Source organism: Pseudomonas sp. NPDC087342 (genome assembly GCF_044744265.1).
GTDB classification, from domain to species: domain Bacteria; phylum Pseudomonadota; class Gammaproteobacteria; order Pseudomonadales; family Pseudomonadaceae; genus Aquipseudomonas; species Aquipseudomonas nunensis.
Map to the genome: position 1 here is coordinate 477,474 of NZ_JBIUXZ010000001.1, position 25,211 is coordinate 502,684.

28 protein-coding genes are annotated in these 25,211 nt (G+C 60.7%); 14 read left to right on the plus strand and 14 right to left on the minus strand.

All coding sequences use genetic code 11. The features are described 5' to 3' along the window. Positions 1-112 precede the first annotated feature (112 nt). Positions 113-415, minus strand: coding sequence for a phage infection protein (locus ACIOYV_RS02290; RefSeq protein WP_401320482.1), 303 nt, complete (start codon positions 413-415; stop codon positions 113-115). A gap of 173 nt (positions 416-588) precedes the next feature. Beyond that, positions 589-1,329, minus strand: a complete 741-nt coding sequence (locus ACIOYV_RS02295; RefSeq protein ID WP_401320485.1) for a response regulator — start codon at positions 1,327-1,329, stop codon at positions 589-591. Positions 1,330-1,534: 205 nt separating this feature from the next. On the opposite strand from ACIOYV_RS02295, the gene ACIOYV_RS02300 reads away from it, so the two are divergent. Beyond that, positions 1,535-2,557: an alpha/beta fold hydrolase gene (locus ACIOYV_RS02300; protein ID WP_401320488.1), complete on the plus strand. Its 1,023-nt coding sequence runs from the start codon at positions 1,535-1,537 to the stop codon at positions 2,555-2,557. A 135-nt stretch (positions 2,558-2,692) separates the two neighbouring features. Here ACIOYV_RS02300 and ACIOYV_RS02305 read toward each other — a convergent pair whose 3' ends face one another. Continuing rightward, entirely contained in the window at positions 2,693-4,216 is a 1,524-nt protein-coding gene (locus tag ACIOYV_RS02305; protein ID WP_401320491.1) for an MFS transporter, read from the minus strand. Positions 4,217-4,334: 118 nt separating this feature from the next. On the opposite strand from ACIOYV_RS02305, the gene ACIOYV_RS02310 reads away from it, so the two are divergent. Next, positions 4,335-5,237 (plus strand): LysR family transcriptional regulator, encoded by a 903-nt coding sequence (locus tag ACIOYV_RS02310; RefSeq protein WP_401320493.1) that lies wholly within the window; start codon positions 4,335-4,337, stop codon positions 5,235-5,237. Positions 5,238-5,365: 128 nt separating this feature from the next. Here ACIOYV_RS02310 and ppnN read toward each other — a convergent pair whose 3' ends face one another. Continuing rightward, the gene (ppnN, locus tag ACIOYV_RS02315; RefSeq protein WP_054053494.1) at positions 5,366-6,739 is read right to left on the minus strand and encodes a nucleotide 5'-monophosphate nucleosidase PpnN; all 1,374 of its coding nucleotides are present in this window, start codon (positions 6,737-6,739) and stop codon (positions 5,366-5,368) included. Positions 6,740-6,968: 229 nt separating this feature from the next. On the opposite strand from ppnN, the gene ACIOYV_RS02320 reads away from it, so the two are divergent. Further along, a complete protein-coding gene (locus ACIOYV_RS02320) occupies positions 6,969-7,496 on the plus strand; it encodes a DUF3087 domain-containing protein (protein ID WP_401320496.1) in 528 nt (175 codons plus the stop codon). 199 nt (positions 7,497-7,695) lie between these two features. Continuing rightward, entirely contained in the window at positions 7,696-9,273 is a 1,578-nt protein-coding gene (locus ACIOYV_RS02325) for a sensor domain-containing diguanylate cyclase (RefSeq protein WP_401320499.1), read from the plus strand. Between the two features lie 2 nt (positions 9,274-9,275). On the opposite strand, the gene ACIOYV_RS02330 is transcribed toward ACIOYV_RS02325, so the two are convergent. From ACIOYV_RS02330 to ACIOYV_RS02340, 3 genes are all read right to left on the minus strand, one after another. Then, the gene (locus ACIOYV_RS02330) at positions 9,276-10,193 is read right to left on the minus strand and encodes a LysR family transcriptional regulator (RefSeq protein ID WP_401320502.1); all 918 of its coding nucleotides are present in this window, start codon (positions 10,191-10,193) and stop codon (positions 9,276-9,278) included. 130 nt (positions 10,194-10,323) lie between these two features. Continuing rightward, entirely contained in the window at positions 10,324-10,698 is a 375-nt protein-coding gene (locus ACIOYV_RS02335) for a DUF2784 domain-containing protein (protein ID WP_401320505.1), read from the minus strand. A 72-nt stretch (positions 10,699-10,770) separates the two neighbouring features. Further along, a complete protein-coding gene (locus tag ACIOYV_RS02340; protein ID WP_401320508.1) occupies positions 10,771-11,706 on the minus strand; it encodes a GGDEF domain-containing protein in 936 nt (311 codons plus the stop codon). Positions 11,707-11,885: 179 nt separating this feature from the next. Here ACIOYV_RS02340 and ACIOYV_RS02345 point away from each other — a divergent pair, with 179 nt between their 5' ends. The 3 genes from ACIOYV_RS02345 to ACIOYV_RS02355 all read left to right on the plus strand — a co-directional run bounded on the left by ACIOYV_RS02345 (position 11,886) and on the right by ACIOYV_RS02355 (position 13,120). Continuing rightward, positions 11,886-12,584, plus strand: a complete 699-nt coding sequence (locus ACIOYV_RS02345; RefSeq protein ID WP_054053503.1) for an AzlC family ABC transporter permease — start codon at positions 11,886-11,888, stop codon at positions 12,582-12,584. Beyond that, positions 12,584-12,895 (plus strand): AzlD domain-containing protein, encoded by a 312-nt coding sequence (locus ACIOYV_RS02350; RefSeq protein ID WP_162830874.1) that lies wholly within the window; start codon positions 12,584-12,586, stop codon positions 12,893-12,895. The genes ACIOYV_RS02345 and ACIOYV_RS02350 overlap by 1 nt, the downstream gene beginning before the upstream one ends. A gap of 66 nt (positions 12,896-12,961) precedes the next feature. After that, positions 12,962-13,120, plus strand: coding sequence for a hypothetical protein (locus ACIOYV_RS02355; RefSeq protein ID WP_401320511.1), 159 nt, complete (start codon positions 12,962-12,964; stop codon positions 13,118-13,120). Between the two features lie 111 nt (positions 13,121-13,231). Here the strand turns inward: ACIOYV_RS02355 and ACIOYV_RS02360 are convergent, their stop codons facing one another. The 6 genes from ACIOYV_RS02360 to ACIOYV_RS02385 form a co-directional block, all read right to left on the minus strand. Next, entirely contained in the window at positions 13,232-13,459 is a 228-nt protein-coding gene (locus ACIOYV_RS02360; protein WP_401320513.1) for a hypothetical protein, read from the minus strand. Positions 13,460-13,654: 195 nt separating this feature from the next. Then, on the minus strand, positions 13,655-13,927 hold the full coding sequence (locus tag ACIOYV_RS02365) for a hypothetical protein (protein ID WP_401320516.1): 273 nt from the start codon (positions 13,925-13,927) through the stop codon (positions 13,655-13,657). A gap of 276 nt (positions 13,928-14,203) precedes the next feature. Next, a complete protein-coding gene (locus tag ACIOYV_RS02370) occupies positions 14,204-14,893 on the minus strand; it encodes an SOS response-associated peptidase family protein (protein WP_401320517.1) in 690 nt (229 codons plus the stop codon). Positions 14,894-14,922: 29 nt separating this feature from the next. Further along, the gene (locus tag ACIOYV_RS02375) at positions 14,923-15,636 is read right to left on the minus strand and encodes an ABC transporter ATP-binding protein (protein ID WP_401320518.1); all 714 of its coding nucleotides are present in this window, start codon (positions 15,634-15,636) and stop codon (positions 14,923-14,925) included. A 3-nt stretch (positions 15,637-15,639) separates the two neighbouring features. Beyond that, positions 15,640-16,476, minus strand: coding sequence for an ABC transporter permease (locus ACIOYV_RS02380; RefSeq protein ID WP_401320521.1), 837 nt, complete (start codon positions 16,474-16,476; stop codon positions 15,640-15,642). A 126-nt stretch (positions 16,477-16,602) separates the two neighbouring features. Further along, complete coding sequence (locus tag ACIOYV_RS02385; RefSeq protein WP_401320522.1) at positions 16,603-17,589, minus strand: aliphatic sulfonate ABC transporter substrate-binding protein; 987 nt, start codon at positions 17,587-17,589, stop codon at positions 16,603-16,605. Between the two features lie 299 nt (positions 17,590-17,888). Between ACIOYV_RS02385 and ACIOYV_RS02390 the strand changes: the two genes are divergently transcribed. Next, positions 17,889-18,836 (plus strand): ABC transporter substrate-binding protein, encoded by a 948-nt coding sequence (locus ACIOYV_RS02390; protein WP_401320525.1) that lies wholly within the window; start codon positions 17,889-17,891, stop codon positions 18,834-18,836. On the opposite strand, the gene ACIOYV_RS02395 is transcribed toward ACIOYV_RS02390, so the two are convergent. Continuing rightward, on the minus strand, positions 18,810-19,712 hold the full coding sequence (locus tag ACIOYV_RS02395; RefSeq protein WP_401320527.1) for a LysR family transcriptional regulator: 903 nt from the start codon (positions 19,710-19,712) through the stop codon (positions 18,810-18,812). The two genes, ACIOYV_RS02390 and ACIOYV_RS02395, sit on opposite strands and share 27 nt — an antisense overlap. A 131-nt stretch (positions 19,713-19,843) precedes the next feature. Here ACIOYV_RS02395 and ACIOYV_RS02400 point away from each other — a divergent pair, with 131 nt between their 5' ends. The 6 genes from ACIOYV_RS02400 to ACIOYV_RS02425 all read left to right on the plus strand — a co-directional run bounded on the left by ACIOYV_RS02400 (position 19,844) and on the right by ACIOYV_RS02425 (position 25,192). Next, positions 19,844-21,136, plus strand: a complete 1,293-nt coding sequence (locus tag ACIOYV_RS02400; RefSeq protein ID WP_123409572.1) for a CitMHS family transporter — start codon at positions 19,844-19,846, stop codon at positions 21,134-21,136. Continuing rightward, on the plus strand, positions 21,136-22,500 hold the full coding sequence (locus tag ACIOYV_RS02405) for an acyclic terpene utilization AtuA family protein (protein ID WP_401320530.1): 1,365 nt from the start codon (positions 21,136-21,138) through the stop codon (positions 22,498-22,500). The genes ACIOYV_RS02400 and ACIOYV_RS02405 overlap by 1 nt, the downstream gene beginning before the upstream one ends. Then, positions 22,497-22,805 (plus strand): hypothetical protein, encoded by a 309-nt coding sequence (locus ACIOYV_RS02410; RefSeq protein WP_401320532.1) that lies wholly within the window; start codon positions 22,497-22,499, stop codon positions 22,803-22,805. Before ACIOYV_RS02405 ends, ACIOYV_RS02410 begins: the two co-directional genes overlap by 4 nt. Positions 22,806-22,953: 148 nt before the next feature. Next, complete coding sequence (locus ACIOYV_RS02415) at positions 22,954-23,853, plus strand: polysaccharide deacetylase family protein (RefSeq protein ID WP_401320534.1); 900 nt, start codon at positions 22,954-22,956, stop codon at positions 23,851-23,853. Positions 23,854-23,964: 111 nt separating this feature from the next. Beyond that, positions 23,965-24,207, plus strand: a complete 243-nt coding sequence (locus ACIOYV_RS02420; protein ID WP_401320536.1) for a DUF1652 domain-containing protein — start codon at positions 23,965-23,967, stop codon at positions 24,205-24,207. A gap of 100 nt (positions 24,208-24,307) precedes the next feature. Further along, the gene (locus ACIOYV_RS02425) at positions 24,308-25,192 is read left to right on the plus strand and encodes a LysR substrate-binding domain-containing protein (RefSeq protein ID WP_265045031.1); all 885 of its coding nucleotides are present in this window, start codon (positions 24,308-24,310) and stop codon (positions 25,190-25,192) included. The last annotated feature ends 19 nt before the right edge of the window (positions 25,193-25,211 follow it).

Consider the following 25,211-nt stretch of genomic DNA (forward strand, 5'->3'; position numbering starts at 1 on the left):
TCTGGCCCAAAACCCTTGTGGGAGCGAGCTTGCTCGCGATGAGGCCGGCACATTCAACCTCTCAATTGACTGGCTGGCCGCTATCGCGAGCAAGCTCGCTCCCACAGTTGGATCAGTAGCGCTGATATTTCGAGCCGAACTCAGGGCGGTTTTCTGCAACCACTACTCCGGCGTTCACGGCGTTGGCTGGGCTGAACAGCGCAACACGTTCGCGCAGTTCTTGCAGGCGATCGGCGCCACCTTCGGCCACACGATTCTGGATCAGCCGATCCGACCCACCCTCCACCAGCAGTTGCTGTACCGGGCTGTGAGCAGCAGCGCTCACAGTATTGGCCGAGGCCAGGTTCGACAGGCCGAGGCCGCCAATCAGTGCCAGACCGAGTGCCAGGGACGAAACTTTCGAGAAGTTGAACATGGTGATTCTCCGTGCGCTTAATGATTGAGTGAGTCAGCAGCACCGGCTAGGTCAGTGCTGTCTGGTGTTCACAGTTAAACGCTCGGGTGTATCGGTGATGTGTGCGGGAACGCCGCGAAGTCGGGTGTTGCGTATCTAGCGCGGGGTTTTATACAGACGGATACAAATCCCCCTCATGACGGCGCGCCCAACATCTCCACAGGGTAGGAGAACACGTAGCCTTCATTGCGCACGGTCTTGATATAGGTCGATTCCCGGGAGTCGTCCATCAGGCGCTGGCGCAACCGACTCACCAGCAAATCGATGGAACGGTCGAACAGATCGGCGTCGCGGCCCTGGGTCAGGTTGAGCAACTGATCGCGGCTGAGCACCCGTTGTGGGTGATCAAGGAATACCCGCAGCAGGCGATACTCGGCGCCGCTGAGGGCGACCATGGTGTCGTTTTCGTCAAGCAGATGGCGGGCGGTGGTGTCCAGGCGCCAGCGGCCGAAACCCAGCAGCCGGCCGCTCTCGGTGATCAGCAGGTTCGGCGGCAGCATGCGGGTGCGGCGCAGCACGGCGTTGATCCGCGCCAGCAGCTCGCGGGCGGCGAAGGGTTTGGTCAGGTAATCGTCGGCGCCCATTTCCAGGCCGAGAATGCGATCGGTTTCATCGGTGCGCGCAGTGAGCATCAGGATCGGCGTGGCTTTGTGCTTGCCGGCGCGCAATTCCCGACACAGCAGCAAGCCGTCATCGCCGGGCATCATGATGTCGAGCACGATCAGGTCCACCTGATTCGCTTCCAGGAAGCTGCGCATCTGCCGGCCGTCGGCGACCACGGTGGTACGCAAACCGTTCTTCTTCAGGTAATTGCCGACCAACTCGCGGATCTCGCGATCGTCGTCGACAATCAGAATGTGGTCCACATGTTCCATCGCTCAGCCCTCTTGTTATTAGTACACAGCCAGGTCCCACACCTGTTTGTATCGCACTGTATCTCAGGCGCTGTTGGACACGTTATGCCTTATTAGCAGTGGTTTTACGACACATGGCAGATACCTCGGGACGATTGAATGGATCCATTGAGGCAAGCCGACTTGCCTGGCAACCACTGGTCATCGCACCCCTGAGGAAATCACCATGAACTGGAACAAACTCGCTGCAGCCAGCTTCTTCGCGGTCCTGAACGTTGCTGCGTTTGCAGCGCATGCCGATGTCAAAACCACGGCGCCTGTGGCAGCCAGTGCCAGCACCCTCAAGGCTGACCCGTTCGGCGCCCTGAAGCACGTCAATGCCGGGTTGCTGAATGTAGCGTATGCCGAGGTCGGCCCGGTCGATGGGCCGGTGGTGATCCTGCTGCACGGCTGGCCCTACGACATTCACAGCTACAGCGACGTGGCGCCGTTGCTGGCGGCCAAAGGTTATCGGGTGCTGATCCCGTACGCGCGTGGCTATGGCGATACGCATTTCCTGTCCGAGAAGACCCTGCGCAACGGCCAGCCCGCCGCGCTGGCCAGTGATGTCATCGATTTCATGGATGCCCTGAAAATCAAGAAAGCCGTGCTCGGCGGCTACGATTGGGGCGCACGTTCGGCGGACATCGTCGCGGCGCTGTGGCCGGAGCGGGTAGAAGCGCTGGTCGCCGTGAGCGGTTACCTGATCGGTAACCAGGCCGCAGGCAAGAATCCGTTGCCGCCCAAGGCTGAACTGCAATGGTGGTACCAGTTCTACTTTGCGACGGACCGTGGCGAGGCCGGTTACGAAAAAAATCGCCACGACTTCGCCAAGCTGATCTGGCAAACCGCATCACCGAAATGGACCTTCGACGACGCCACCTTCGACCGCAGTGCTGCGGCGCTGGATAACCCGGACCATGTCGCGATCACGGTGTTCAACTACCGCTGGCGCCTGGGCATCGTCCAGGGCGAACCGCAATATGAAGCGCTCGAACAGCGACTGGCCAAGGCACCGAACATCACCGTGCCGACCATCACGATGGAAGGTGACGCCAATGGCGCGCCGCACCCGGCTGCCGAAGATTACGCCAAGCGCTTTACCGGCAAGTATGAGTATCGGCTGATCAATGGCGGCATCGGCCACAACCTGCCGCAGGAAGATCCGCAGGCGTTTGCCAAAGCAGTGATTGACGCTGATCATCTGTAGCAGACACAAAACCACTGTGGGAGCGAGCCTGCTCGCGAAGGCGGAGTGTCAGGCGACGTTGATGTCGGATATGACGGCCCCTTCGCGAGGAGCCGGGGATATCTACAAAGCGTCGGCCTGACATCGCTAACCCAATCAGTCCGCTGGTTCGAGGACCGGCGCGGCCCCGTCACTCTGCTCATCCCCCCGATCAAGGAACAGAAAAACCACGCCCGCCGCCACCACAGTGATCGTGGTCAAAACCAGCAGCAATGTGCTGAAACCGGCGCTATAGCCATCGATCAGCGCGGCATGACTGGTTCCGGCCAATAGCGAGGACGCCCCTGCGACATCGCCGGTGACCAGGTGCTGTGCAGCTTCTGCAGTGTTGAGCGAGACGCCCAGATGACTGGCCGTCAGCGCCGAGAGCAGGGCGGTGACCACCGCGACCGCGACCCCTTCACCGGCGACCCGCGTGGTGCTGAAAATGCCGGTGGCCATGCCGGCCCGTTCCTTGGGAACGACGCTGACCGCCAGCCCATCCATCAAACCCCAAGGCAGGCTGATGCCGATGCCAATCACTGACATCGGCAATGCCAACATCCAAGGCGCACTGCCGGTGGGCACATGACTGAGCCAGAACAGACCCGCTGCCGATATGAGCAAACCTACGCCGCAGATCGTCGATGGGGACAACCAGCGAGTCAGGTAACCCGCCACGATTGGCAGAAACAACAGCGGTGCCGAGAGCGCAATCATCAGCCGGCCGGCGTTTATTTCGCTCATGCCGTCGATCCCGACAAAACGCACCGGCAGCAACAGCAGCAACACCACAAAGGCGTAGGCCGGGGCGGCGGCGAGCAGTTGTACGCCGACGAAACGCGGGTAACGGAACAGGCTGAGGTCGAGCATCGGCTGGGCAACCCGTTGCTCGATCACCACAAAGGCAATGAACGAGAGTAAGGCCACGGCGAACAGACCGAGCACCCACGGATCGCTCCAGCCGCTTTCCGGTACCTTGAGCACGCCATAAGTGAAGATCCCCAAGGCCCAGGTGAAGCTGATTGCGCCGGGCCAATCGATTCCGCCCGCTTGTGGATTGCGCGATTCGTCCATGTACCGCGCTGCCAGAATGAACGCGATCGAGGCCAGTAGCGTAATCAGCAGGAAAATCGTCGGCCAGCCAAACGCTTCAATCATGACACCCGCTGCAATCGGTCCGAATGCCAGACCGATACCAAAACTGCTGCCGACAAAACTGAATGCACGGATCCGCGCCGGGCCATCGAACACTTGCGCCAGGGCCGACATGCCGCCTGAAAAAGCCGCCGCCGCAGCGATTCCTTGGGCAGCGCGCAGCAGATCGAAAGTGGTCAGATCGGCAGCAAACGTCAGCGCCGCCGACAGCACCGCGAACGACGCTACACCGCCGATGAAGACTTTCTTGCGCCCGAAACTGTCGGCCAGTGCGCCTGCCACCATCAGAAAACTGCCGAAAGTCAGCATGAAAGCGTTGGTCACCCAATTGAGTTGCATGGGGCTGCCATCGAAGGCCCGGCCAATCGCCGGCAGCGCGACAGCGGCGGCGGTGAAGTTGAATGGCATGGTGATGGCCGCGATACACACGGCCAACAACACCAGGTTTTTTTGCGTTGTACGCGAAGCCGCCGAGTTTTCCATCGGGAGAGTCCTTTGCTGAAGTTTGAACATGCAAGGATGATAGGGCGGCGCTAATCGTGTTAAAAACGGCAAATATTCCGCTTATATTGGAATAAAACGCTCGAATAGGAGGTGGGTGATGGATCGGCTCAGTGGGCTCATGCCCTTCATACGAACGGCTGAACTGGGCAGTTTTGTCGCGGCGGGCAGGGCGCTCGGATTGTCTGCCTCGGCGGTTGGCAAAGGCGTGACGCGGCTTGAACAGCAGGTCGGTGTGCGACTGTTCCAACGCTCGACCCGCAGCATTAGCCTCACCGATGAAGGGCGGATGTTTCAGGAGCGTTGCCGGCGCATTCTCGATGACCTCGACGATGCCCAAGCGGCGCTTTCACGCTCCACCGAAACCCCGCGCGGACGCTTGCGGCTGAGCTTGCCGATTGCCAGTTATCACTTGTTCCAGTCAGCATTTCTCGAATTTATGGCCCAGTACCCGGACATCGAACTGGACATCGATTTCAGCGACCAGATGGTCGACCTCGTCGAGGAGGGCATCGATATTGCGATTCGCGGCGGCGAGTTGCCGGACTCGCGCTTGATGAAGCGCGCTTTACCGCCGGTGCAGTTGATCATCTGCGCATCGCCTGATTACCTGGCGCGTCATGGCACACCAGGAACGCCTAGAGATTTGGACAGTCATCTGGGCGTTCGTTTCCGGTTTTTCAAAAGTGGCAAGCTACAGGAGTGGCCGCTGAAGCTTCGCGCAGGCGAGGCTGAAATTCGCACGCGTACCGTCCTGACCTGCAACAACATGGACATGGTGTGCAGCGCCATCATCAGCGGGTTCGGTGTGGGGATACTTCCGGACTTCCTTGCGCGCGAACCCTTGGCCGATGGCTCGTTGCACAGGGTCTTGGGCGATCATTCGATCGGCCCTAATCCCTTGAGCCTGGTCTGGCCGTCAAGCCGTCAGCTCTCGCAAAAAATCAGGGTGTTTGTCGATTTCATCAGTGCGCATCTGGAAGGGCAGATGGGTGATCTGTAGGAGCGAGGCTTGCCCGCGAACAGGCATGACGCGGTGCAATAGATGATCGCGGCGCTCCCTTCGCGGGCAAGCCTCGCTCCTACAAAGGGCTGCTGCGCAACCCCGTGGGAGCATTCACTTTAGGTTTGTTACGCAACCACTTGATAACACGGAACATATGCCGCGCCGCCCGGCAGTTTCATCCGGTGCTGGGCTACAAACGCCTTGAGCAACTGATCCAGCGGTTGCATCACCGCCGCGTCGCCACGGATCTGGTATGGGCCGTGTTCTTCGATCAGGCGGATGCCTTTGTCCTTGACGTTGCCGGCGACGATGCCGGAGAACGCCCGACGCAGGTTGGCCGCCAGTTCGTGGGCCGGTAGCTTGCGGCTCAGTTGCAGGCTGGCCATGTTTTCGTGGGTCGGGTCGAACGGGCGCTGGAAGCCTTCGTCGATCTTCAACAGCCAGTTGAAATGGAACGCATCGTTGCGCTCGCGGCGGAACTGTTTGACCTCTTTGAGCCCCGCAGTCATATGCCGCGCCACTTCCGCCGGGTCGTCGATGATGATCGTGTAGTGCTGCTTCGCCGCGTCACCCAGGGTGGCGCCGACGAATGCGTCCAGTTGCTCCAGATACGGCGCCGCGTGTTTCGGCCCGGTCAGCACGACCGGGAAGGGCAGGCCCGCGTTATCCGGGTGCATCAGGATGCCCAGCAGGTACAGGAATTCTTCCGCCGTACCGGCACCGCCCGGGAAGATGATGATGCCGTGACCGACGCGGACGAAAGCTTCCAGGCGTTTTTCGATGTCCGGCAAAATCACCAGTTCGTTGACGATCGGGTTAGGCGCTTCGGCGGCGATGATGCCCGGCTCGGTCAGCCCGAGGTAACGGCCGCCGTGGATGCGCTGTTTGGCGTGGGCGATGGTCGCGCCTTTCATCGGGCCTTTCATCACGCCGGGACCGCACCCGGTGCAGATGTCGAGGCTGCGCAGGCCCAGTTCGTGGCCGACTTTCTTGGTGTATTTGTATTCTTCGGTATTGATCGAGTGGCCACCCCAGCACACCACGATCTTCGGCTCGACGCCTGGGCGCAGGGTGCGCGCGTTGCGCAGCAGGTGGAAGACGTAGTCGCTGATGCCTTGCGAGGTGCTCAGGTCGATGCGCTGGGCGTCGAGTTCGTTTTCGGTGTAGACGATGTCGCGCAGGGCGCTGAACAGCATTTCCCGGGTGCTGGCGATCATTTCGCCATCGACGAAGGCGTCGGCCGGAGCGTTCAGCAGTTCCAGGCGCACGCCGCGGTCCTGCTGGTGAATACGGATTTCGAAGTCCTTGTAGGCTTCGAGGATGGTCTTGGCGTTATCAACGTGGGCGCCGGTGTTGAGGATGGCCAGGGCGCACTGGCGGAAGAGGGTGTAGGTGCTGCCGGAACCGGCTTCGCTCAGTTGCTGGACTTCACGCTGGGACAGGGTTTCCAGGCTGCCTTTAGGGCTGACAGAGGCGTTGATTACTTGGCGTTGGGACATTCAATGATCCTTAAAACGATGCCAGTCATAGAGGAGGAGCGATTGGCATCCGAATAAAATGTATCCATGAAAGAAGATGGCACGAAGTACGCTGTCTCGCCACGTTCTCCTTTGACGATGAAAAGATGAAAAGGAGCCCCAGCATAGCTAAATCCCCCACAGAGGCGATAATGCCCCGCACTCTTTTTGCTCACAGAGCCTTTCCATTGATGCAGGGAACCCCGCCAAGATGTTCGAAATCCAGCCAATGAATGCCGAAGTTTTCCGAAGCCAGACCCGGCGCAGTACGGTGATCATCGCCCTGATTTTCCTGGCGCTGGCCATGGTGCTCTCGACGACGGCTGTGGCGTTGTTCGGCGAACCGGGCGGCGACAACCTGCGGTTCAACGTCGGCGGCGTGTTTGTCGCGGTGTTGCTGATGGTGGCGCTGATGCGTGGCCGGTTCTGGAACCAGCAATGGATGGCCCCGGCAGTCTACGGCTGGCGCCTCAAACGCAGCCTGATGAGCGTCACCAACGTCATGCATCAGGTGACGGCAGCGGTGGCGAAGGATGATCCGGACACCATGAAGCTGCTGCGCTTCTATCACCTGGGGTTGCACCAGATGCATGAACTGGACGGCAACTCCAGCGATCACAGCCAGTTGATCCGCGAAATGGATCAGCACAAGGCGCGGATGGAAGCGTTGGGGATCGATACCGAACAGACCCGATTGAACCCGGCATGGATTGAAGCGGTGAAGCAGACGCCGCGTTAAACCTGTGGTGCAGGCGAAATCCGCACTCCTGTTCCACTTGCGGTGACGTTGCCCTCGATGTTCGCGATTTTTCTGACGTTGCGGGCATTCAAGGCACGTATCGCCTAATCTGATCGATGCTCAGGCATAGTAATGCGCTCGACGGGTCAAAGACGCGATCAGGAAGCATCGCCTCTTCAACGCAATTTCAAGGAATGTCATGGGACAGCCGTCCGTAAAAGTCCGTATCGAAGCCCTGCAACCCACGCAGTCGTTGCTGGCCGAGCAGGTCCAGGCGAAGCTCAAGGTTCGTTACGCCGTGGTGTTGCTGGTTGCGGTGTGCCTGTCCATGGCGGCCATTGCGATCTGGGAAGCCTGGAACTCGCGGCATTACCACTTGCATGACAAGGAAGTGGCGATGTCCAACCTGGCGCAGACCCTGGCGTCCCAGGCGCAAGCCTCGATCAAACAGGCAGATACGCTGCTGTTTTCGCTGGTGGACCGCCTCGAAAACGAGGGCATGGGGCAAGCGCAGATGCCGCGCCTGCAGCGATTGCTCGGTGCCCAGCGCAGCGAATTGCCGCAACTCCATGGCTTGTTCATTTTCGGTGAAGACGGACGCTGGCTGGCCAACTCCAATGGCGCCAATGTGCCGGACGCGAACAACTCCGACCGTGAATACTTCATCTTCCACCGCGATCACTCTGACCGTGGCCCGCATATCGGTCCGTCGATCAAGAGTCGTTCGACCGGTGAATGGATCATGACCGTGTCGAGAAGGATCAATCATCCCGACGGCAGCTTCGCCGGTGTGGCGCTGGCAACGCTTTATCTCAGCCATTTTCTCGATTTGTACAACAGCATCGACATGGGCCAGAACGGAGTCATCAACCTGATCGCCGACAACGCCACCATCGTCGTGCGCCGGCCGTTCAAAGACGCCGAGGTTGGCACCAGCGTGGCGAAGGGGCCGCTGTTCACCCAATTGCTGCCCTTGGGCAATTCCGGCACGGCAATGGTCAAGTCGTACCTGGATGGTGTTGAGCGGGTCGTGGGGTTTCGCCGGGTCGAGGGCTATCCGCTGATTGTGTTTACGGCCCTCAACAAGGAAGAAGTGCTGACCGGCTGGCGCCAGGAATCCCTGAACAGTGCAGCCATCGTCGCCTTGCTGCTGGCGTTCCTGGGCACGCTCGGCTATCGGCTGATCCGGGTCATGAAGCAGCAGAATCACATTCAAAGCGTATTGCTCGACGCCCAGGAAAAACTTATGGAGGTCAATCGCAGCCTTGAACTGCTGGCCCTGGAAGATGCGCTGACCGGGCTGGCGAACCGGCGTCAGTTCGATCTGTTCATGGTCGCGGAGATGGGCCGTGCCCGACGCAGCCAGACCAGCCTGGCGATGCTGATGCTCGATGTCGATCACTTCAAGTTGTTCAACGATCACTATGGGCATGTGGCCGGTGATGTGTGTCTGCGCAAAATCAGCGCGATCATCACGCAAAACATCAATCGTCCCGGTGACCTGGCCGTTCGTTACGGTGGTGAGGAATTTGCGGTGGTACTGCCCGGTACCGACTATGTCGGAGCCTTTCTGGTGGCGGAAAAAATCCGTCGCGCGGTGCAGTTGGCGGGTATGGAGCATACGGACGGTATTGAAGGCGTGGTGACGGTCAGCCTGGGTGTCTGCGCCTACGATCCGGCCTCGCAAGCCGGGGCTGATGATCTGGTCAGCGCGGCGGACAAAGCGTTGTACGTGGCCAAGGCCAGTGGCCGGAACATGAGCGTCATCGCTAACTGAGTTCAGACAAAGCGGTCATTGCCCTGGACCAGTTTGGTGGCGAGCCAGGGTTGCTTGAGCTGTTCCAGCCACCAGCCCAGGGCGCGACCGTCATGGTCGCCGCGCCAACCGGCGTAGAGGATGTTCGGCTCGCGTGGGTCGGCCATTTGTTTTTCAACCAGCGTGCCGTTGTCCAGCAGAGTACCGACCCGGTGTCGCGGCAACCAACCGACGCCCAGGCCGTTGCACTGGGCGAGGATTTTGGCGCGCATGGTCGGCACGGCGAGGACCGGTTGCCCGCCGGAAACGCCGTAGGTACTGCCTTCGGTGGCCCGGGATGAGTCGGCCACCACAATCGCCCGGTGCTGGGTGACCATGGCCCGGGTGATCGGTTCTTTGGCCTTGGCCAGCGGGTGTTTGGGCGAGACGGCGAACACCCACTCCATTTCCCCCAGTTGCATCCAGCGCAATGACGGGATGGCCGGCGGTTCGTTGGTGGCGCCGATGATCAGGTCCGCGCGACCTTCACGCAGGGCTTCCCAGACCCCTTTGAGCACTTCCTGCGTAATGCGCAACGGCACGCCGGATTCCAGCGCGTCGAAGTCGTGAATCACCGGGATTAGGGTGTCAAATTCGAGCAATTCATCAGTGACGATCCACAACCGGCTCTCCCAGCCGTTGGCCACTTGCTGGACGCGTTGGGTCAGCCGGGAGACGTCCTGCATCAGCCGCGCCGCTTCGTTCACCAGCAACTCGCCGGCTGCGGTGAGCTGCAAACGGTAGCGACGGCGGTCGAACAGCAGGGCATCGAAGCGCTCTTCCAGTTGGCGGGCGGCGTAGGAGACGGTGGAGGGCGCCTTGCCCAGATGGGCGGCGGCGCGGGACAGGCTGCCGGTTGCGCGGATGGCCTCAAGCAGGGCCAGGTCTTCAATCGACAGCATGTTCAAGGTCCTCAAACTGTAGGAGCAAAGCTTGCTCGCGATGCGGCCACTGCGGTCCACCTGAGGATCAACATTGCTTGTGCCAATGCCTTCGCGGGCAAGCCTCGCTCCTACGGGAGGGTGGTGTCGTTCACGCGGCTCTACGCAACTTCCACAATCGGATCAACCGCACATACACCAGCAGGTTGACCGCCAGCACCACGCTGCCAAGCCCCAGTTGAATCGTCGGTGTCAGCCCGGCCGGGTAGATGATCGGCAACACGTAATGCTCGACGAAACCGCCGCCATACACGGTTTGCCCGGCCGCTTCGCGCATCAGGTTTTCCCAATAGGTCAGCGGGCAGGTCAGGTGAAAGACTTCTACGATTACGCCCCACGCGGCGGCGGGCAGGTGCCACCAGATCAAGTGGCGCCATTTGAGCACCAGCAGCCCGCCGAACAGCACGAACAGAATGAACAACAGGTGGAACAGCACTAGCCCGTCGGCGGCGATTCGGTAAAGCATGTCGATTCCCTGACTCTTCGATTGAATGGCTCCATGTTACGCGGGCAGCGGACTGCGCTCCATGCCTCGTTTTCAATCACGAAAATCAGTGAATTCCGCACGCATCCGCCCGTTGTGCTTGGCCCGATACAGCAACTTGTCGACCTGCTCGACGAAGTCCACGGCACTGGCGTCCTGGCCGGCTACGGTGGTGCCGACGCCCAGGCTCAGGGTCACCAGTGGCGAAACCGGTGAAAACACATGGGCAATATGCTGCTGGCGAATCAAGTGCAGGCATTTGCGCGCCACCAGCCTTGCCGACTCGGCATCGGTTTCCGGCAGCAGCCAGACGAATTCTTCGCCGCCGATCCGGGCAATGAAGTCCCGTGGCCGGTTGGCTGCCAGAGACAAGGTCTGCGCCACGCGCCGCAGGCATTCGTCACCCTTGATGTGGCCGTAATGATCGTTGTATTGCTTGAAGTAATCGATGTCCAGAATCAGCAGCGACAGTGGCTGCCCGGTGCGTTGGGCGTTGCTCCATTCGCGCTCCAGCACCGTGTCGAACATGCGCCGGTTGGCGATGCCGGTCAGGCCGTCCTGGAACGAATATTCTTCGAGTTGCTTCTGCAGGCGAATCAGGTGCTCTTCGGTTTTCTTGCGCTCGCTGATGTCGAACATGAAGCCCACCAGCGCCTCGACTTCGCCGTCCTTGCGCACCACGTGCACCACATCGCGAATCCACACGTAGTCACCGTCGCGGGTCAGCGCACGGTAGTCGGCCTCGTGATCGACACCGGCGCGGGACTGCGATACGCAGAATTCCACCACGTAGTCGCGGTCGTCCGGGTGCATGCGCTCGACCCAGTCATTGACCGTGACCCAACTGTCCTGCTGCCAGCCCAGCAAGCTTTCGATCTGCGGGCCGATGTAGCTGAACGTCATGGTTTGCCAGTCGATCCGCCAGGGAATCGCCTTGGTCGACTCAAGCAGGGTTTTGTAGACAGCGCTGTCGGTGTCGACGGTACTCATAAAGGGCCGGCCTCATGGAAAAGTGCATGGCCATCATGTTGATACTATCGTCGCGAATCAAGCGGGGAGCCGATGAAAGGCAGCGCCACAAACGTTTGCGTGAAGTGCGCAAGATTGTTCAAGCCTTCGCCGGCATCTGCTGGCACAGTCGGTGGTCTTTCCACGGGTTGTAGAGCGTTATGTCGAATTCACACATGCCGCGCAGCGCCTTCCTGCGTGGCGCGGCGGCGATCATGCCGCTTTCCTTGGCCACCGCGCCGTGGGGCCTGTTGGCCGGCTCCATGGCCATCGAGGCCAACCTCACGCCGCTGCAAGGCCAGGGCTTGTCGAGCATCGTGTTTGCCGGCGCCGCGCAACTGGTGGCGATCGGCATGCTCAAGGGTGGGGCCGGGATCTTTTCGATTCTGCTGACCACGTTGTTGCTGACGTCCCAGCATTTGCTCTACGGGATGAGCATGCGTTCGGTGATTTCGCCGTTGCCGGGGCGCTGGCGGGTGGGGTTGGGCTTTTTGCTCACCGACGAGTTATTTGCCCTGACCAGCCAACATGACAAACAGCAGTTCAACCGCTGGTATGCCTTGGGCGTGGGGCTGACGTTCTATATCGCCTGGAACCTGTTCACCCTGGCCGGCATCGTGTTGGGCAGCAGCATTCCGGGTCTTGAACACCTGGGCCTGGACTTCTCCATCGCGGCGACGTTTATCGCCCTGATCACCCCGGTGGTGCGCAATGTGCCGACGGTGGTCTGCGTGGCGGTGTCGTTGTTCTGTTCGGTGCTGTTCAGCTATTGGCAATGGGGCTCGGCCCTGGTGCTGTCGGGGCTGGCGGGCATGACCGCCGGGTTTATCTGCAACAAGCTGTATCTGGAGCGCACATGATTGTTTGGGCAGTGATTATCGGCATGGGCGTGTTGGTGTTCTTGAACCGCTACGTGTTCCTCGAACCGCGACTGCCGGTGCGCCTGAGCAGCAATGCGCGGCAGTTTCTCGGGTTTGCCGTGCCGGGCATGTTGACGGCGATCTGCGGGCCGATTGTGTTTATGCCGGACAAGCAGCTGAACCTGCAGTGGGACAATCCGTACCTGATCAGTTCGCTGGTGGCCGTGGGGCTGGTGCTCTACACCCGCAACACGCTGCTCAGCATGTTGTTGAGCATGGGTTTCTTCTTTCTGCTGCGCTGGTGGCTTTGAGTCGGGCGAGGGGAAATGTTCTACGCTTAAGTTTGATATCTGATCCCTTCAGGAAGAGAGGTGGACATGGCAACTGAACCCAAGCAACCGGACCTGGATGAAGACACGGATGAGCCGAGCGAAGAAGAGATCGAGCGGCAAAGGCGCTCGACGCCGGACTGGAAACATCCGGATGACGGCAAGGAACTGTCAGAACGCGACAGAGAATTTCCCTTGAAACCCTGATTCTGTGGGAGCGAGCCTGCTCGCGAAAGCGGTAGGTCAGTCAACGAGATGTTAAGGCTGATGCCCTCTTCGCGAGCAGGCTCGCTCCCACAATTTAGCGGTCGCGCAGAATCAAATCGCCTCATTCCACCGAATGTGCGTAATTCCCAACTGCTGAGCCTTATCGCGCGCGGTTTCGAGACTTGCGTGTGGCGCAATCTTTTGTCCGGATTCGGGATAGGCATGCGCCGACGCCGACTGGATGGCTTCCACATCGGAAAACCCCACCGCCAATTTGAAAAAGTGTTGTCGCACACCATCGAGCAGGTAATACACGGCATAAGGGACAAGTTCGCTCATATAATTCCATTTGGAGCCAGCCATTACTTCGGCTTAGTCGTTGAGCGGGGAATTCAGAGAGATCTGCGGTACCAGTGTCATGCAGAAATAGGGTCGCCTGAAAAAACAAGAGGCCAATCCGGCCTCGTTTCTTCAGAGTGTTCACAAGGCCGGTTCGTTCAGTTCTTGCGCTGACGTGACCTGTGGAGCGTTATTTCAAGCGTCTTCAAACTGTGGAAAGTCGGGGTGGGCCGCCCGATAACCGAGCGTTTTGTCGATCCAGGCGTTGAGCTCATTGACCATCACCGGCGGCTTGCCCGGATAGCTTTGCAGCGTGGAGCGCAGAAGGCTGCCGATATCCGCGACCGAGCGCAGGTTTCGAGTATTGATGTAATTGCCGATAAAGCAGTCGAGTTGCAAGTGTTCTGTCATCGAAAGATAGACACACGCCGGCTCACCGACTTGTTTGAGTGCAAAATCGTCGCGCAACTTATTTCTCTGCAAGGTGTGTAAAAGTTGTAGGGATTTCCTTGGGTTGTTGACTCTTTGGTCAACTGGGCATGCTTATGGAAATGCGGCGCGCATGCTATCTGTAGTCCTGTTAAATGTATGTATGACGGTTGAAATGTCAGACCAATGGTTGTGCGTCAAACAGCCGCATATATATAAGTGTCTCGCGCATGAAACACTGAATGTAACGTTTGAGTGTCCCGTTTATATAGGCAAGTTTTTTGTAAGGGTACTTTTGCCAATGCTGGGTTAACTTCAAGGCATTTCATCAATAAGGGCAGGGCCCTGGTTTCGGACATTGCCTACCGCTTTGCCAACCCTGTACCACTGGAACCTTTCGCTGGTTTCACCTTGCATCAGCAGCATGTCTTCGGCGCGTTCCCTGGGTGTGGCCGGGTCGAGCCATTCCCGCGCGAGTTCGGCCGACAACACCAGCGGCCGCCGGTCGTGAATGTCGAGCAGTCCGCCGGCGCTGTCGGCGCTGTCGGCGGTGATGATTACAAAGCCGTCATCCGCTCCGGCTTCAGTGTCGCCGGCAGGAAACTGACCAATCGCCGCGCAGAAGATCGGCGTTCCGTCACGATGACGGATCAGCCAAGGCTGGCGCTTCGAATCCCCTTCATCGACCCATTCGAACCAGTTGTCGACCGGACAAATCGCGCGGTGCGGCCAAATCGAGCGGAAGAACGGCCCGTGCGCGACTTTCTCGACCCGGGCGTTGATCGGCGCCGCGCGGTCCTTCGCCCAGTGCGGCCGCCAGCCCCAGCGCACGTTGTCAGCGTGCAGGCCGTCGCTTTCCTGATGAAACAGCGCCAGTTGCGTGGTGGGCGCGGCGTTGTAGCGCGCCAGCGGATCATCGCCGACGTGGTTGATCAGCGCGTCGGGGATGCTCAACACCGCCACGAAATCGTGAATGCCCCGGTACTGCGACAGGCGTCCGCACATCAGCGAAATCTCCCATTGGAGATTTCAGCTTAGATGACATGCGCCAGTTGCAACTCGGTCAACGACAACGCCTTGAGCCGCGCCAGCAACGGGTCACGACGATCTCGCGGATGGGCGAGTTCTACCGCCAGCTCCTGACGAATGCGGCTCGGCCGATGATCCATCACCAGCACCCGGTCGCTCAGGTACAGCGCTTCATCGACATCGTGGGTCACCAGCAGCAGGGCAATCGCGTGGCGTTCGGCCAGTTGCAACAGCAGGTCCTGGAGTTTCATTCGAGTGAAGGCATCCACGGCGCTGAAGGGTTCGTCGAGCAACAGCACCTGCGGGCGCGAATACAGGCCGCGAGCGATGGCCACTCGCTGTGCCATGCCGCCGGACAAGGCTTTGGGCAAGGCCTGGGCAAAACCGCCGAGGCCGACTTCTTCGATCAACTGCGCCACCCAGGCTTTGTCGAAGTGGTTGTCGGCGCTGAAACCGATGTTTTGCTCCACCGTCAGCCACGGCATCAAGCGAGGTTCCTGAAACACGAATGCGACTTCACCGGCGTTGTTTTTCAGTTCGCCCTGAAAGTCCTTTTCCAGCCCGGCGACGATCCGCAGCAAGGTGCTTTTGCCGCAACCGCTGGGGCCGAGCAGGCTGACGGTTTCACGAGGTTTGAGCTGCAGATGGATATTGTTGAGCACGGTGGTGGCGGCGAAGGTTTTGCGCTCCACGCGGATGTCCAGCAAGTGTTCGGTCATGCCTCAATCCTCTGCACTTTGGCCGTTGAAGGTGTCGCGCCAGGCCAGGAAGCGTTTTTCCAGGCTGGCGAGAATGCCGTCGCTGAGTTTGCCCAGCACCGCCAATACGATAATCGCCGCGAGGACGATGTCCGGGCGTGAAGTTTCGCGACCGTCGCTCAGCAGGTAGCCGAGGCCTTTGGTGGCGGCGATCAGTTCGGCGGCCACCAGAAACATCCAGGCCAGGCTCATGCCGCTGCGCAGCCCGGTGAACAGGCCGGGCAGGGCGGCGGGCAGCAAAATACGGCGTACCAGCCGAGCGCGACTGAAACCGTACATCTGCCCGACTTCCACCAGTTTGCGGTCGATGTCACGGATCGCCGCGACGCCGTTGAGGTACACCGGGAAGAATGCGCCGATGGCGATCAGGACGATTTTCGACGTCTCGTCGATGCCCAGCCACAGCAGCAACAACGGCACCCAGGCCAGGCTCGGAATTGAGCGCAGGCCGGCGAAAGTCGGTTCCAGGTACGCCTCGGCTTCGCGGCTCAAACCGACCCACGCGGCAAACACCAAGGCCAGGCTGGCGCCGATGGCGAAGCCCAGCAACACCCGCAACAGACTGGCGCTGATGTGTTTCCACAGCGCGCCTTCGGCCAGATCGCCGAGGGTCATCGCCACTTCGCTGGGCGCGGGCATCTGGTAGGACGGCAGCCAGCCGATGCGCACGACAAACTCCAGGACGAGGATGATCAGCACCGGCAGGGCCAGGCCTTTGAGGCGCAGTTGCCAGGCCTGGCTGAGGCGTCGGGGGGCGGGCAATGCCACGGGTGTGTGGAGGGTTTTGCTCTTACTGGTCATCGGTTTCTCCGAAAAATCGCAGCCCCCTGTAGGAGCGAGGCTTGCCCGCGAAGCTTTTGGCGTCTTCAAAGGCCCCTTCGCGGGCAAGCCTCGCTCCTACAAAAGGGAGGGCGGCGATCTTTTGCTTTATTGACGGGCCACGGCTTCTTTGAAACCGGTGTCGATCAACTGATCGATGACTTGGTCGACGTTAACCCCTTTGCGCACCAACTCCTCGGACACCAGAATCGGCGCCGCAGCCTTCGAAGCAATCACATCCTTGGCCGTTAATTGCGGGCTGCTCAGGTCAGTACGCGATAGTTGCAGCTTGGCCACTTCCAGCGGCAAACCCGATTCGCTGGCGAGCAACTTCGCCAGTTCTTCCGGGTTTTTCACCGCCCATTCCCGCGCCTGTTCGTAGGCGTTGAGCACGGTTTCGATAGTTTTCGGGTGTTCCTTGGCGTAGCTGTCGGTGACGCTGACCACGCCGTAGCTGTTGAAATTAGTGTTGCGATACAGCAAGCGGGAACCGGCCTGGACCTGGCTCGCGGCCATGTGCGGATCGAGTCCGGCCCAGGCGTCGACATCGCCTTTTTCCAACGCGGTGCGACCGTCCGGGTGTTGCAAGTGCACCAGTTCCACGTCGTCCTTGTTCAGGCCGGCCTGTTGCAGGCTGCGTAAGGTAAACAGGTACGGGTCGGTGCCTTTGGTGGCGGCGATTTTCTTGCCTTTCAGATCGGCGACAGTCTTGTAGGGCGAATCCTTGCGTACCACCAGTGCGGTCCATTCGGCGCGGCTGTAAACGTACACCGACTTGATCGGGCTGCCATTCGCCCGGCTCAACACCGCCGCGAGGCTGGCGGAAGAAGCGAAATCGACGCCGCCGCTGTTCAGGTATTCCAACGAGCGGTTGCTGCCTTGGCTCAACACCCAGCCAACCTTGGTCTGGGGCAGGGCTTTTTCCAGGAAACCAAAGTGCTTGAGCACCAGGCTGACGGGCGAGTAATAGGCGTAATCCAGATGCACTTCGGCCGGGGCGGTTTCGGCGGCCTGGGCCAACGGTTGCAGGCTCAGGGCGATGGCGACGGCGCTGATCAGGTGCCTGGCTTTGGCAAAACGGAAGAGGCGATTCATGGGGGTGAAACTCCGGCAAGGCAACGGGATTCTTATGTCCTGATGATTGGTACTAACGGATGCATCCTGCATAAAAGGAATATTGCAGGCTCTGTGCCATGTCGTTGGTTTTACCGGTTTTCGGGACGCTGGCGGGGGGCAAGTTGGCAAAGCAATGTCTCAAGCGGAACAGTCTGTTGCGACGCTGTTGCTGGGCCAACACTGTTGCTTGGCAGTCATGAGCTTATGCATAAATCGAATTTAAAAAGCTTGCGGTAAGAGCGTTATGGTCTATCGGAATAACACCCCCGGAGCCTCCGATGAACCCGTCACGATTCCTACGCAGCTTGCTGATCAGCGCGCTATTCACCGCACCTTTTGCCTACGGCAGTGACCCCGTCGTCCTGCACGTCGGCGACCAGAACTACTACAACGTTCGCGCCTCAGTGGAGGCTTCGGGTGTACTGGAAGGTGCGCCGTACACCGTCGACTGGAAACACTTCCAGGCCGCCGCGCCATTGGCGGAAGCGCTGAACACTGGCGCACTGGATTTGGGCTTTCTCGGCGATTCAGGCTTTCTGTTCCTTGCCGCAAAACAGGCGCCGGTGAAGCTGATCGGCGTGTCGCGGCAGAACCCGGACACTATCGCGTTGCTGGTGCCCAAGGATTCGCCGGTCAAGACCATCGCCGACCTCAAGGGCAAGAAAGTCGCGTATTGGCCCGGCGCCTGGAGCCAGCAACTGACCTTGCGCGCGCTGGAGAAAGCCGACCTGCCGGAAGACTACGTGGACTTCATCAAACTGATGCCGATTGACGCGGCGGCAGCCTTGCCCCAAGGCAGCATCGACGCGTTCCCGGTGTGGGAACCGTACATCTCGCAACAGATTCTGTTCTCCGGCGCCCGGCCGATTCTCACCGCCAAGAGCCTGATGCCCGGCCTCAGCGCGATTGCCGCTTCAACGCCATCGATCGACAGCAAGCGCGAAGCCATCGCCGACTTCCTCGGGCGCCTGAAAAAGGCCCGGGCCTGGGTCGATAACCACACCGACGAATACGCCGATCTGTGGGCGAAGAAGGCCAACCTCGATCAGGACGTTTCGCGCCATTGGTTGCGTCAGGCCCACATGACTGTAGGCCCGGTGGATCAGCAAGCGGCGGCGGATTTGCAGAGCACGGCGGACTTCCTGTTCAAGGTCAAGGCACTGCCGGCAGCTTTCGCGACGGCGCCGATCATCGACCACTCATTCCAGAAGTCCTTCGCCGAGTAAACCGTCGCCCTGCAGCATCTCGATAAAGCGCTGCGCTGCCGGCGCCATGGCCTGGCCCGTGCGGGTGATCAGGCCAATCTGGCGGGTGACGCCGGGATGATCCACCGGCACTTTGACCAGATCGTCCCGGCCGTCATCCGCCGATTCCGGCAGCAGGCTCACGCCCAAGCCCTGGCGCACCAGCGCCAGCACCGTCGACATGTAATTGGCTTCCAGCCCCGGCGACAACGGCAACTGTGCGTCGGCGAACAGTTGCTCCACCAACTCCCGCACGCTGCTGTCGCGCCCGGTCAGGATGATCGGTTGATCCGTCAGTTCGTTCAGTTTGACCGAGCGTCGTTCGGCCAACGGGTGATCGACAGGGATAAACAGGCACAGCCGATCTTCCAGCACCGTCTGAAACTCCAGCCCATGGCTCATCCGCGCCCGCACGCCGAGGCCGAAGTCCACCTCGCCATCGCGCACCAGCGTGTCGATGCGTTGCGCCACCACATCGCGCAACCGCACTTCGACCCCCGGAAACTGCTCGCGGAACTGCTTCAACAACGGCGGCAGGGCGGCGGCGCACAGCGATGGCAGGGCCGCGATAGTCACCACGCCCCGACGCAGCGACGCCAAGTCCCGCGAAGCGCTGACGATGTTGTCCAGATCCAGCAGCAACTTCTCCATGGGCAACAGCGCACTTTGCCCGGCACTGGTCAGCGCCACATGTCGCGGGCTGCGTTCAAGCAGGGCGACGCCGAGCCAGTCTTCCAGTTGTTGAATCTGCACGGTCAGGGCCGACGGCGAGAGATTGAGCGCCACCGCTGCCCTCGAAAAACTGCCGGTTTGCGCCACGACGAGGAAGGCGCGGATGTGCTGGATCGAGTTCTTCATTTTGTTTTTCCGAATGCAGGCAGCCGAACATTTCAATTTACAAAGATTACCTGCAATTCCAATACTCGGTGAAAACAACAACAGCGCATTTCATCGCCGCCGCGAGCAGAAATGCCGAACAGGACCTGCCCATGCTTGCCACACTCGGTGTCATCACCATTCTCTGTTTGCTCGTCGCGGTGATGAGCAAACGCCTGTCGCCACTGGTTGCGCTGATCGCCTTGCCGATCATTGCCGCGCTGCTCGGTGGTTTCGGCCTGCAAACCAGCGCTTTCATCATTACCGGCATCAAGAACGTCGCCCCGGTAGTCGGGATGTTTGTGTTCGCGATTCTGTTCTTCGGCGTGATGACCGACGCCGGGATGCTCGACCCGATCATTGACCGCATCCTCAAACGCGTCGGCACCCGACCGACCCGCATCGTCATGGGCACCGCGCTGTTAGCGCTGCTGGTGCATCTGGATGGTTCCGGGGCGGTGACCTTTCTGGTGACCATCCCGGCGATGCTGCCGCTGTACACGCGCCTCGGCATGGACAAACGCATTCTGGCTTGCGTTACCGCGATGGCGGCCGGGGTTAATTTCCTGCCCTGGACCGGCCCGGTGCTGCGCTCTTCGGCGGCATTGCATGTACCGGTGGCGGACCTGTTTCAGCCGTTGATTCCAGTGCAAATTGTCGGCCTGATCTTCGTCTTCACTTGCGCCTGGTTCCTCGGTCGTCGCGAAGAAAAACGCCTGGGCCTGGGCGCTGGCGCAGTGGTGGACGTGATGCCGCAACGGGTCTTGACAGAGGCCGAAGTGGCCCTGCGCAAGCCGCGCTTGTTTTGGCTCAACCTGGTGCTGACGGTGGTGGTGATGGGTGTGATGATTGCCGGGGTTGTCGACCCGGTGGTGATGTTCATGCTCGGTACGGTGCTCGCGTTGTGCATCAACTACCCGAACGTCGATGCGCAACGCGCACGCATCGATGCGCATGCGAAAACCGCGCTGACCATGGCCAGCATTCTGCTGGCCGCCGGGGTGTTCACCGGGATCATGCAGGGCAGCGGCATGCTCAAGGCCATGGCCGAGGTCGCGGTGGCGCAGATTCCCGCCGGGCACGGCAAGCTGATTCCGATGGTGGTGGGTTTTATCTCGATGCCGTTGAGCCTGCTGTTCGATCCGGATTCCTTCTACTTCGGCATCATGCCGGTGGTGGCTGAAGTCGGCCGTGCCCTCGGTGTCGATCCGCTGCAAGTGGCCCAGGCCTCGCTGCTCGGCGTGCACACCACCGGGTTCCCGGTCAGTCCGTTGACCCCGGCGACCTTCCTCTTGGTTGGGCTGTGCAAGATCGAGTTGGCAGATCACCAGCGCTTCACCATCCCGTTTCTGTTCGCAGCCTCGGTGCTGATGACCCTGACCGCGCTGCTCTTTGGAGTCTTCTGATGAAAACCTTACGCATCGGCTCCGGTGCCGGTTACTCCGGCGACCGCATTGAACCGGCGATCGAATTGGCCGAGCACGGCGATCTGGATTATCTGGTGTTCGAATGCCTGGCTGAACGCACCATTGCCCTGGCGCAACAGGCGCGGTTGCTCGATCCGCAGGCCGGTTTCGACCCGCTGCTGGGCGAGCGCATGCGCCGGGTGCTGCCCTTTGTCGGGCGCGGCGTTGAGGGGCAGCGCCGGCGCTTGCGGGTGATCACCAACATGGGCGCGGCCAATCCGTTGGCGGCGGCGCAGGAAGTGCGGCGCATCGCCGGGGAATTGGGCTTGTCGGGGCTGAAAGTGGTCGCGCTGACTGGTGACGATGTACTGGCGACGTTGCTGGGCGATCCGTCGCAGGTGCTGGATAACGGCAAGACTCTGGCATCCCTGGGCGAGCGCCTGATTTCGGCCAACGCCTACCTTGGCGTGGACGGCATTATCGAGGCGTTGCGCGCCGATGCCGATGTGGTGATCACCGGTCGCGTGGCCGACCCTTCGTTGTTCCTTGCACCGCAGATGTTCGAATTCGGCTGGGCGGCGCATGACTGGTCGCTGCTGGGGCGCGGCACCTTGGTCGGGCATTTGCTCGAATGTGCCGGGCAAATCAGTGGCGGCTATTTTGCCGATCCGGGGTTCAAGGACGTGCCGGATCTGGCGCGCCTAGGATTCCCATTGGCCGAGGTGGATGCCACGGGGCGAGCGGTGATCAGCAAGGTCGCCGGGTCCGGCGGGCGCATCGATACCGCGACTTGCACCGAGCAGATGATCTACGAAGTGCATGATCCGGCGGCTTACCTCACGCCGGATGTCAGCGCTGATTTTTCCGGCGTGTCCTTCAACGTACAAGGGCCGGATCAGGTCCTGGCGTCAGGCGCCGATGGCCGTGCGCGACCGCAGTCGCTGAAGGTTTCGGTGGGCTATCTCGATGGCTGGATCGGCGAGGGGCAGATGTCCTATGGCGGCCGCGGCGCTCTGGCTCGGGGGCGATTGGCACGAGAAGTGGTGCTGGAGCGCTTGAAGCTGACGGGCGTGGTGTTTGAAGAGGTCCGCGCCGAGCTGATCGGCGTCGATGCGTTGCACGGCACAGAGCTGGGGTCGCGGACGGACAGCGAACCCTGGGAAGTGCGTCTGCGCGTCGCGGCCCGTTGTGCGGACCGCGCCGAGGCTGTGCGGATCGGCAATGAAGTGGAAACGTTGTACACCAACGGCCCTTATGGCGGAGGTGGGGCGAGCAAGTCGGTGCGCCAGGTGGTGGCGGTGGCTTCGCTGTTATTGCCGCGTGACGCCGTCACCTTGCAGATTCACTCGGAGGACTTGGCATGAAACTGCGTGAACTGGCGCATTCCCGAACCGGGGACAAAGGCGATACTTCGAACATCTCGGTGATTGCTTTCCGGGCGGAAGACTTCCCGCGTCTGAGAGAGTGGCTGACGGTGGAGCGTGTGACCGCGCATTTCGCCGAACTGCTGGACCCGCAAGGTCCGCCGGTGCGCCGCTACGAATTGCCCAACGTCCACGCACTGAATTTCGTGTTGCCCGGCATCTTGCGCGGTGGCGTTACCCGCTCCCTGGCCCTCGATGCACACGGCAAGGCGCTGGGGGCTGCGTTGCTCGATCTGGAGCTTTGAAACACCTGACATAGCGGCACTTGAACCAAAACTGTGTACCCTGTTCCAACCTGAGCTCGCCGGCACCGGCGGGCCCATTGGAGGATCACCGGGCGAGGGGTTTTTGCCATTAACGTGACGACCGCAACGGTCTGGCCCAAGGCAAAACATGACGCAATTGTTCAAGGTTCTTTCGGCGCTCGTCCTGGCTATCGGATTGACGGGCTGCATCGCGTCGCCCATCGAACTGACACCGCAGACACAACAGCGCCTGCAAACCCAGGCACCGATCCGTTTCCTGCTGACTTTCGATGACGGCCCCAGCGCATCGAGCTTCTGGAACCCGACCGACACCGTACTCGATGGCCTCGCGCAAAATCCGCTGCAACCGAATATCAAAGCGGTGTTTTTCGTCCAGACCGGCGCGCCCCGGGCCGGTAACAGCGATATCGGCCGGCGAGTCATGCAGCGCGAGCATGCCGAAGGGCAGATCCTCGGCTTTCACACGGCCACGCATTTCCATACCAATCATCGCTGGTTGAGCCCTGAAGACCTGGAGCAATCCCTGAGCAGCGGCAGCGCTGCCATTGCCGCGATCACCGGCGCGCCACCGAGCCTGGTGCGTCCGCCGTTCTGGAATTACGACTCGCGCACCTTCGCCGCCTATCAACGCCACGGCATGCACGTGTTGTTGACCGATGTGAGCGCGAATGACGGCAAGATCTGGGGCTTCAACGCCAGCCCCCGGCGCCGGGCGAACATGCTGCGCCAGCTATCGGAAATTCGTGAGCGTATCGCCCAGGGTGAACTGCCGACGGTGGACGGGGCGATTCCGGTGGTCGTGACCTTCCACGACCTCAACCGCTACACGGCCCGGCATACCCGCGAATACCTGCAAATCCTGCTCGACAGCGCCAAGGCCACCGGGGTGAACACTGCGCCGAAGCCGTTCTATGACGACCAAGGGCAACTGTTAAAAGCGGCCATGGCCCGCACCGTTACCGAAAGCGCGGAGCCGGTGCAATTGCCGGGCATCTGGAACTGGCTGTGGGACGGCGATAGCCATTGAGGGCGCGCCTGAGTCAGGAACTAATAATTTTGGCGTTGGTGGTGCAGGGTCGCAAAAGCGAATCTATGCTGATCGGGATCTCAGTCGATCACTCGCCACGGAGGCCCCGTTATGGTTTCGATTCCAGAGCTTTGCCGCATCGTGACGTCCGGTTTTCAGCCGCTGTCGTGCGACTGTTCGGTTAATCCGGACGGCACGCTGCGGATCAAGGTCTTTGAACCTGCGACCGGGCGCATCGACCTGTTGCTCACCGGCGTTTCACCGGCGCACCTGACCACGGTTCGCGACATCTCCAACCTGATCGGTGAACTGCGCACCGAAATGCGTGCGGGGCGGCGGGCGTTCGCCGGCTAAAAGCGCCAATGGCATGTAGGAACTGCCGAAGGCATGGCTTCAGGGGTGGACGGGTTTCATCGGCCACGTCAGCATGAGCACCTGAAAAAGGGCCCTGATCATGCGACGACTACCCTCCCTGGCAGCACTCAAAACCTTCGAATGCGCCGCCCGCCACGCGCATTTCGGCCGGGCGGCCGCCGAGTTGTGCGTCACCGACAGCGCCGTCAGCCATCAGATCCGCCAGCTCGAAGAGCAACTGGGCGTGTCGCTGTTTATCCGCGAAGGCCGGCAGATTCGCCCGACCATGGCCGCCGGGCGCTTGATGCAGAGCTTGCAGCACGCCTTCGAACTGATCGGCGAGGCCTGCGATGAACTGCGCGACCCGTCATCCCTCGCCGTGTTGCGCCTGGCGGTCACCGCCGAGTTGGCGCAAAAGTGGTTGATGAGTCGCCTCACGGATTTCTACGCGCGCTACCCGCACATCACCTTGCACCTCTATGAGCAACCGATCGACGCCACCGCGCCGGGGGAAGACATCGACCTGGCGATCACCTACGGCACCGGTCCGGTGGACAGCAGCGCGTACTTCGTCCGGCCATTGCCTGCGTTGCAATTCTTCCCGGTGTGCAGCCCCGGCCTGTTCAACCAGGGCACGCTGAAAACCCCGAAGGACCTGGCCCGCCATTGCCTGCTGCACGACGATCAGGACGGCAAGACCTGGACTGCCTGGCTCACCAGCCATGCCGGCGACCAGCGCCCGGAACGCCAGTTGTATTTCGCTCACGCCGGTCTGGCGCTGGAAGCGGCGGCGCAAGGGCAGGGCGTGGCGATGGGCGACAACCTCACGGCCCAGGAAGATTTGCTCAGTGGGCGGCTGGTGCGTCCCTTCACCGCCAACATCACTGCGCTGGGCCAATACGCGCTGGTGTGTGAACGGGTGAGACTGGAGCGCCCGGCGGTGGCGCAGATGCTGGAATGGTTCAACGATCAACTGGTCGATTGATGAGTTAGATTCAACTATT

What these genes read in the sequence shown, in the direction of transcription:
- ACIOYV_RS02290 (WP_401320482.1), bottom strand. Translation starts at nt 415, where the DNA reads ATGTTCAACTTCTCGAAAGTTTCGTCCCTGGCACTCGGTCTGGCACTG.
- ACIOYV_RS02295 (WP_401320485.1), bottom strand. Translation starts at nt 1,329, where the DNA reads ATGGAACATGTGGACCACATTCTGATTGTCGACGACGATCGCGAGATC.
- ACIOYV_RS02300 (WP_401320488.1), top strand. Translation starts at nt 1,535, where the DNA reads ATGAACTGGAACAAACTCGCTGCAGCCAGCTTCTTCGCGGTCCTGAAC.
- ACIOYV_RS02305 (WP_401320491.1), bottom strand. Translation starts at nt 4,216, where the DNA reads ATGGAAAACTCGGCGGCTTCGCGTACAACGCAAAAAAACCTGGTGTTG.
- ACIOYV_RS02310 (WP_401320493.1), top strand. Translation starts at nt 4,335, where the DNA reads ATGGATCGGCTCAGTGGGCTCATGCCCTTCATACGAACGGCTGAACTG.
- ppnN (WP_054053494.1), bottom strand. Translation starts at nt 6,739, where the DNA reads ATGTCCCAACGCCAAGTAATCAACGCCTCTGTCAGCCCTAAAGGCAGC.
- ACIOYV_RS02320 (WP_401320496.1), top strand. Translation starts at nt 6,969, where the DNA reads ATGTTCGAAATCCAGCCAATGAATGCCGAAGTTTTCCGAAGCCAGACC.
- ACIOYV_RS02325 (WP_401320499.1), top strand. Translation starts at nt 7,696, where the DNA reads ATGGGACAGCCGTCCGTAAAAGTCCGTATCGAAGCCCTGCAACCCACG.
- ACIOYV_RS02330 (WP_401320502.1), bottom strand. Translation starts at nt 10,193, where the DNA reads ATGCTGTCGATTGAAGACCTGGCCCTGCTTGAGGCCATCCGCGCAACC.
- ACIOYV_RS02335 (WP_401320505.1), bottom strand. Translation starts at nt 10,698, where the DNA reads ATGCTTTACCGAATCGCCGCCGACGGGCTAGTGCTGTTCCACCTGTTG.
- ACIOYV_RS02340 (WP_401320508.1), bottom strand. Translation starts at nt 11,706, where the DNA reads ATGAGTACCGTCGACACCGACAGCGCTGTCTACAAAACCCTGCTTGAG.
- ACIOYV_RS02345 (WP_054053503.1), top strand. Translation starts at nt 11,886, where the DNA reads ATGTCGAATTCACACATGCCGCGCAGCGCCTTCCTGCGTGGCGCGGCG.
- ACIOYV_RS02355 (WP_401320511.1), top strand. Translation starts at nt 12,962, where the DNA reads ATGGCAACTGAACCCAAGCAACCGGACCTGGATGAAGACACGGATGAG.
- ACIOYV_RS02360 (WP_401320513.1), bottom strand. Translation starts at nt 13,459, where the DNA reads ATGAGCGAACTTGTCCCTTATGCCGTGTATTACCTGCTCGATGGTGTG.
- ACIOYV_RS02370 (WP_401320517.1), bottom strand. Translation starts at nt 14,893, where the DNA reads ATGTGCGGACGCCTGTCGCAGTACCGGGGCATTCACGATTTCGTGGCG.
- ACIOYV_RS02375 (WP_401320518.1), bottom strand. Translation starts at nt 15,636, where the DNA reads ATGACCGAACACTTGCTGGACATCCGCGTGGAGCGCAAAACCTTCGCC.
- ACIOYV_RS02380 (WP_401320521.1), bottom strand. Translation starts at nt 16,476, where the DNA reads ATGACCAGTAAGAGCAAAACCCTCCACACACCCGTGGCATTGCCCGCC.
- ACIOYV_RS02385 (WP_401320522.1), bottom strand. Translation starts at nt 17,589, where the DNA reads ATGAATCGCCTCTTCCGTTTTGCCAAAGCCAGGCACCTGATCAGCGCC.
- ACIOYV_RS02390 (WP_401320525.1), top strand. Translation starts at nt 17,889, where the DNA reads ATGAACCCGTCACGATTCCTACGCAGCTTGCTGATCAGCGCGCTATTC.
- ACIOYV_RS02395 (WP_401320527.1), bottom strand. Translation starts at nt 19,712, where the DNA reads ATGAAGAACTCGATCCAGCACATCCGCGCCTTCCTCGTCGTGGCGCAA.
- ACIOYV_RS02400 (WP_123409572.1), top strand. Translation starts at nt 19,844, where the DNA reads ATGCTTGCCACACTCGGTGTCATCACCATTCTCTGTTTGCTCGTCGCG.
- ACIOYV_RS02405 (WP_401320530.1), top strand. Translation starts at nt 21,136, where the DNA reads ATGAAAACCTTACGCATCGGCTCCGGTGCCGGTTACTCCGGCGACCGC.
- ACIOYV_RS02410 (WP_401320532.1), top strand. Translation starts at nt 22,497, where the DNA reads ATGAAACTGCGTGAACTGGCGCATTCCCGAACCGGGGACAAAGGCGAT.
- ACIOYV_RS02415 (WP_401320534.1), top strand. Translation starts at nt 22,954, where the DNA reads ATGACGCAATTGTTCAAGGTTCTTTCGGCGCTCGTCCTGGCTATCGGA.
- ACIOYV_RS02420 (WP_401320536.1), top strand. Translation starts at nt 23,965, where the DNA reads ATGGTTTCGATTCCAGAGCTTTGCCGCATCGTGACGTCCGGTTTTCAG.
- ACIOYV_RS02425 (WP_265045031.1), top strand. Translation starts at nt 24,308, where the DNA reads ATGCGACGACTACCCTCCCTGGCAGCACTCAAAACCTTCGAATGCGCC.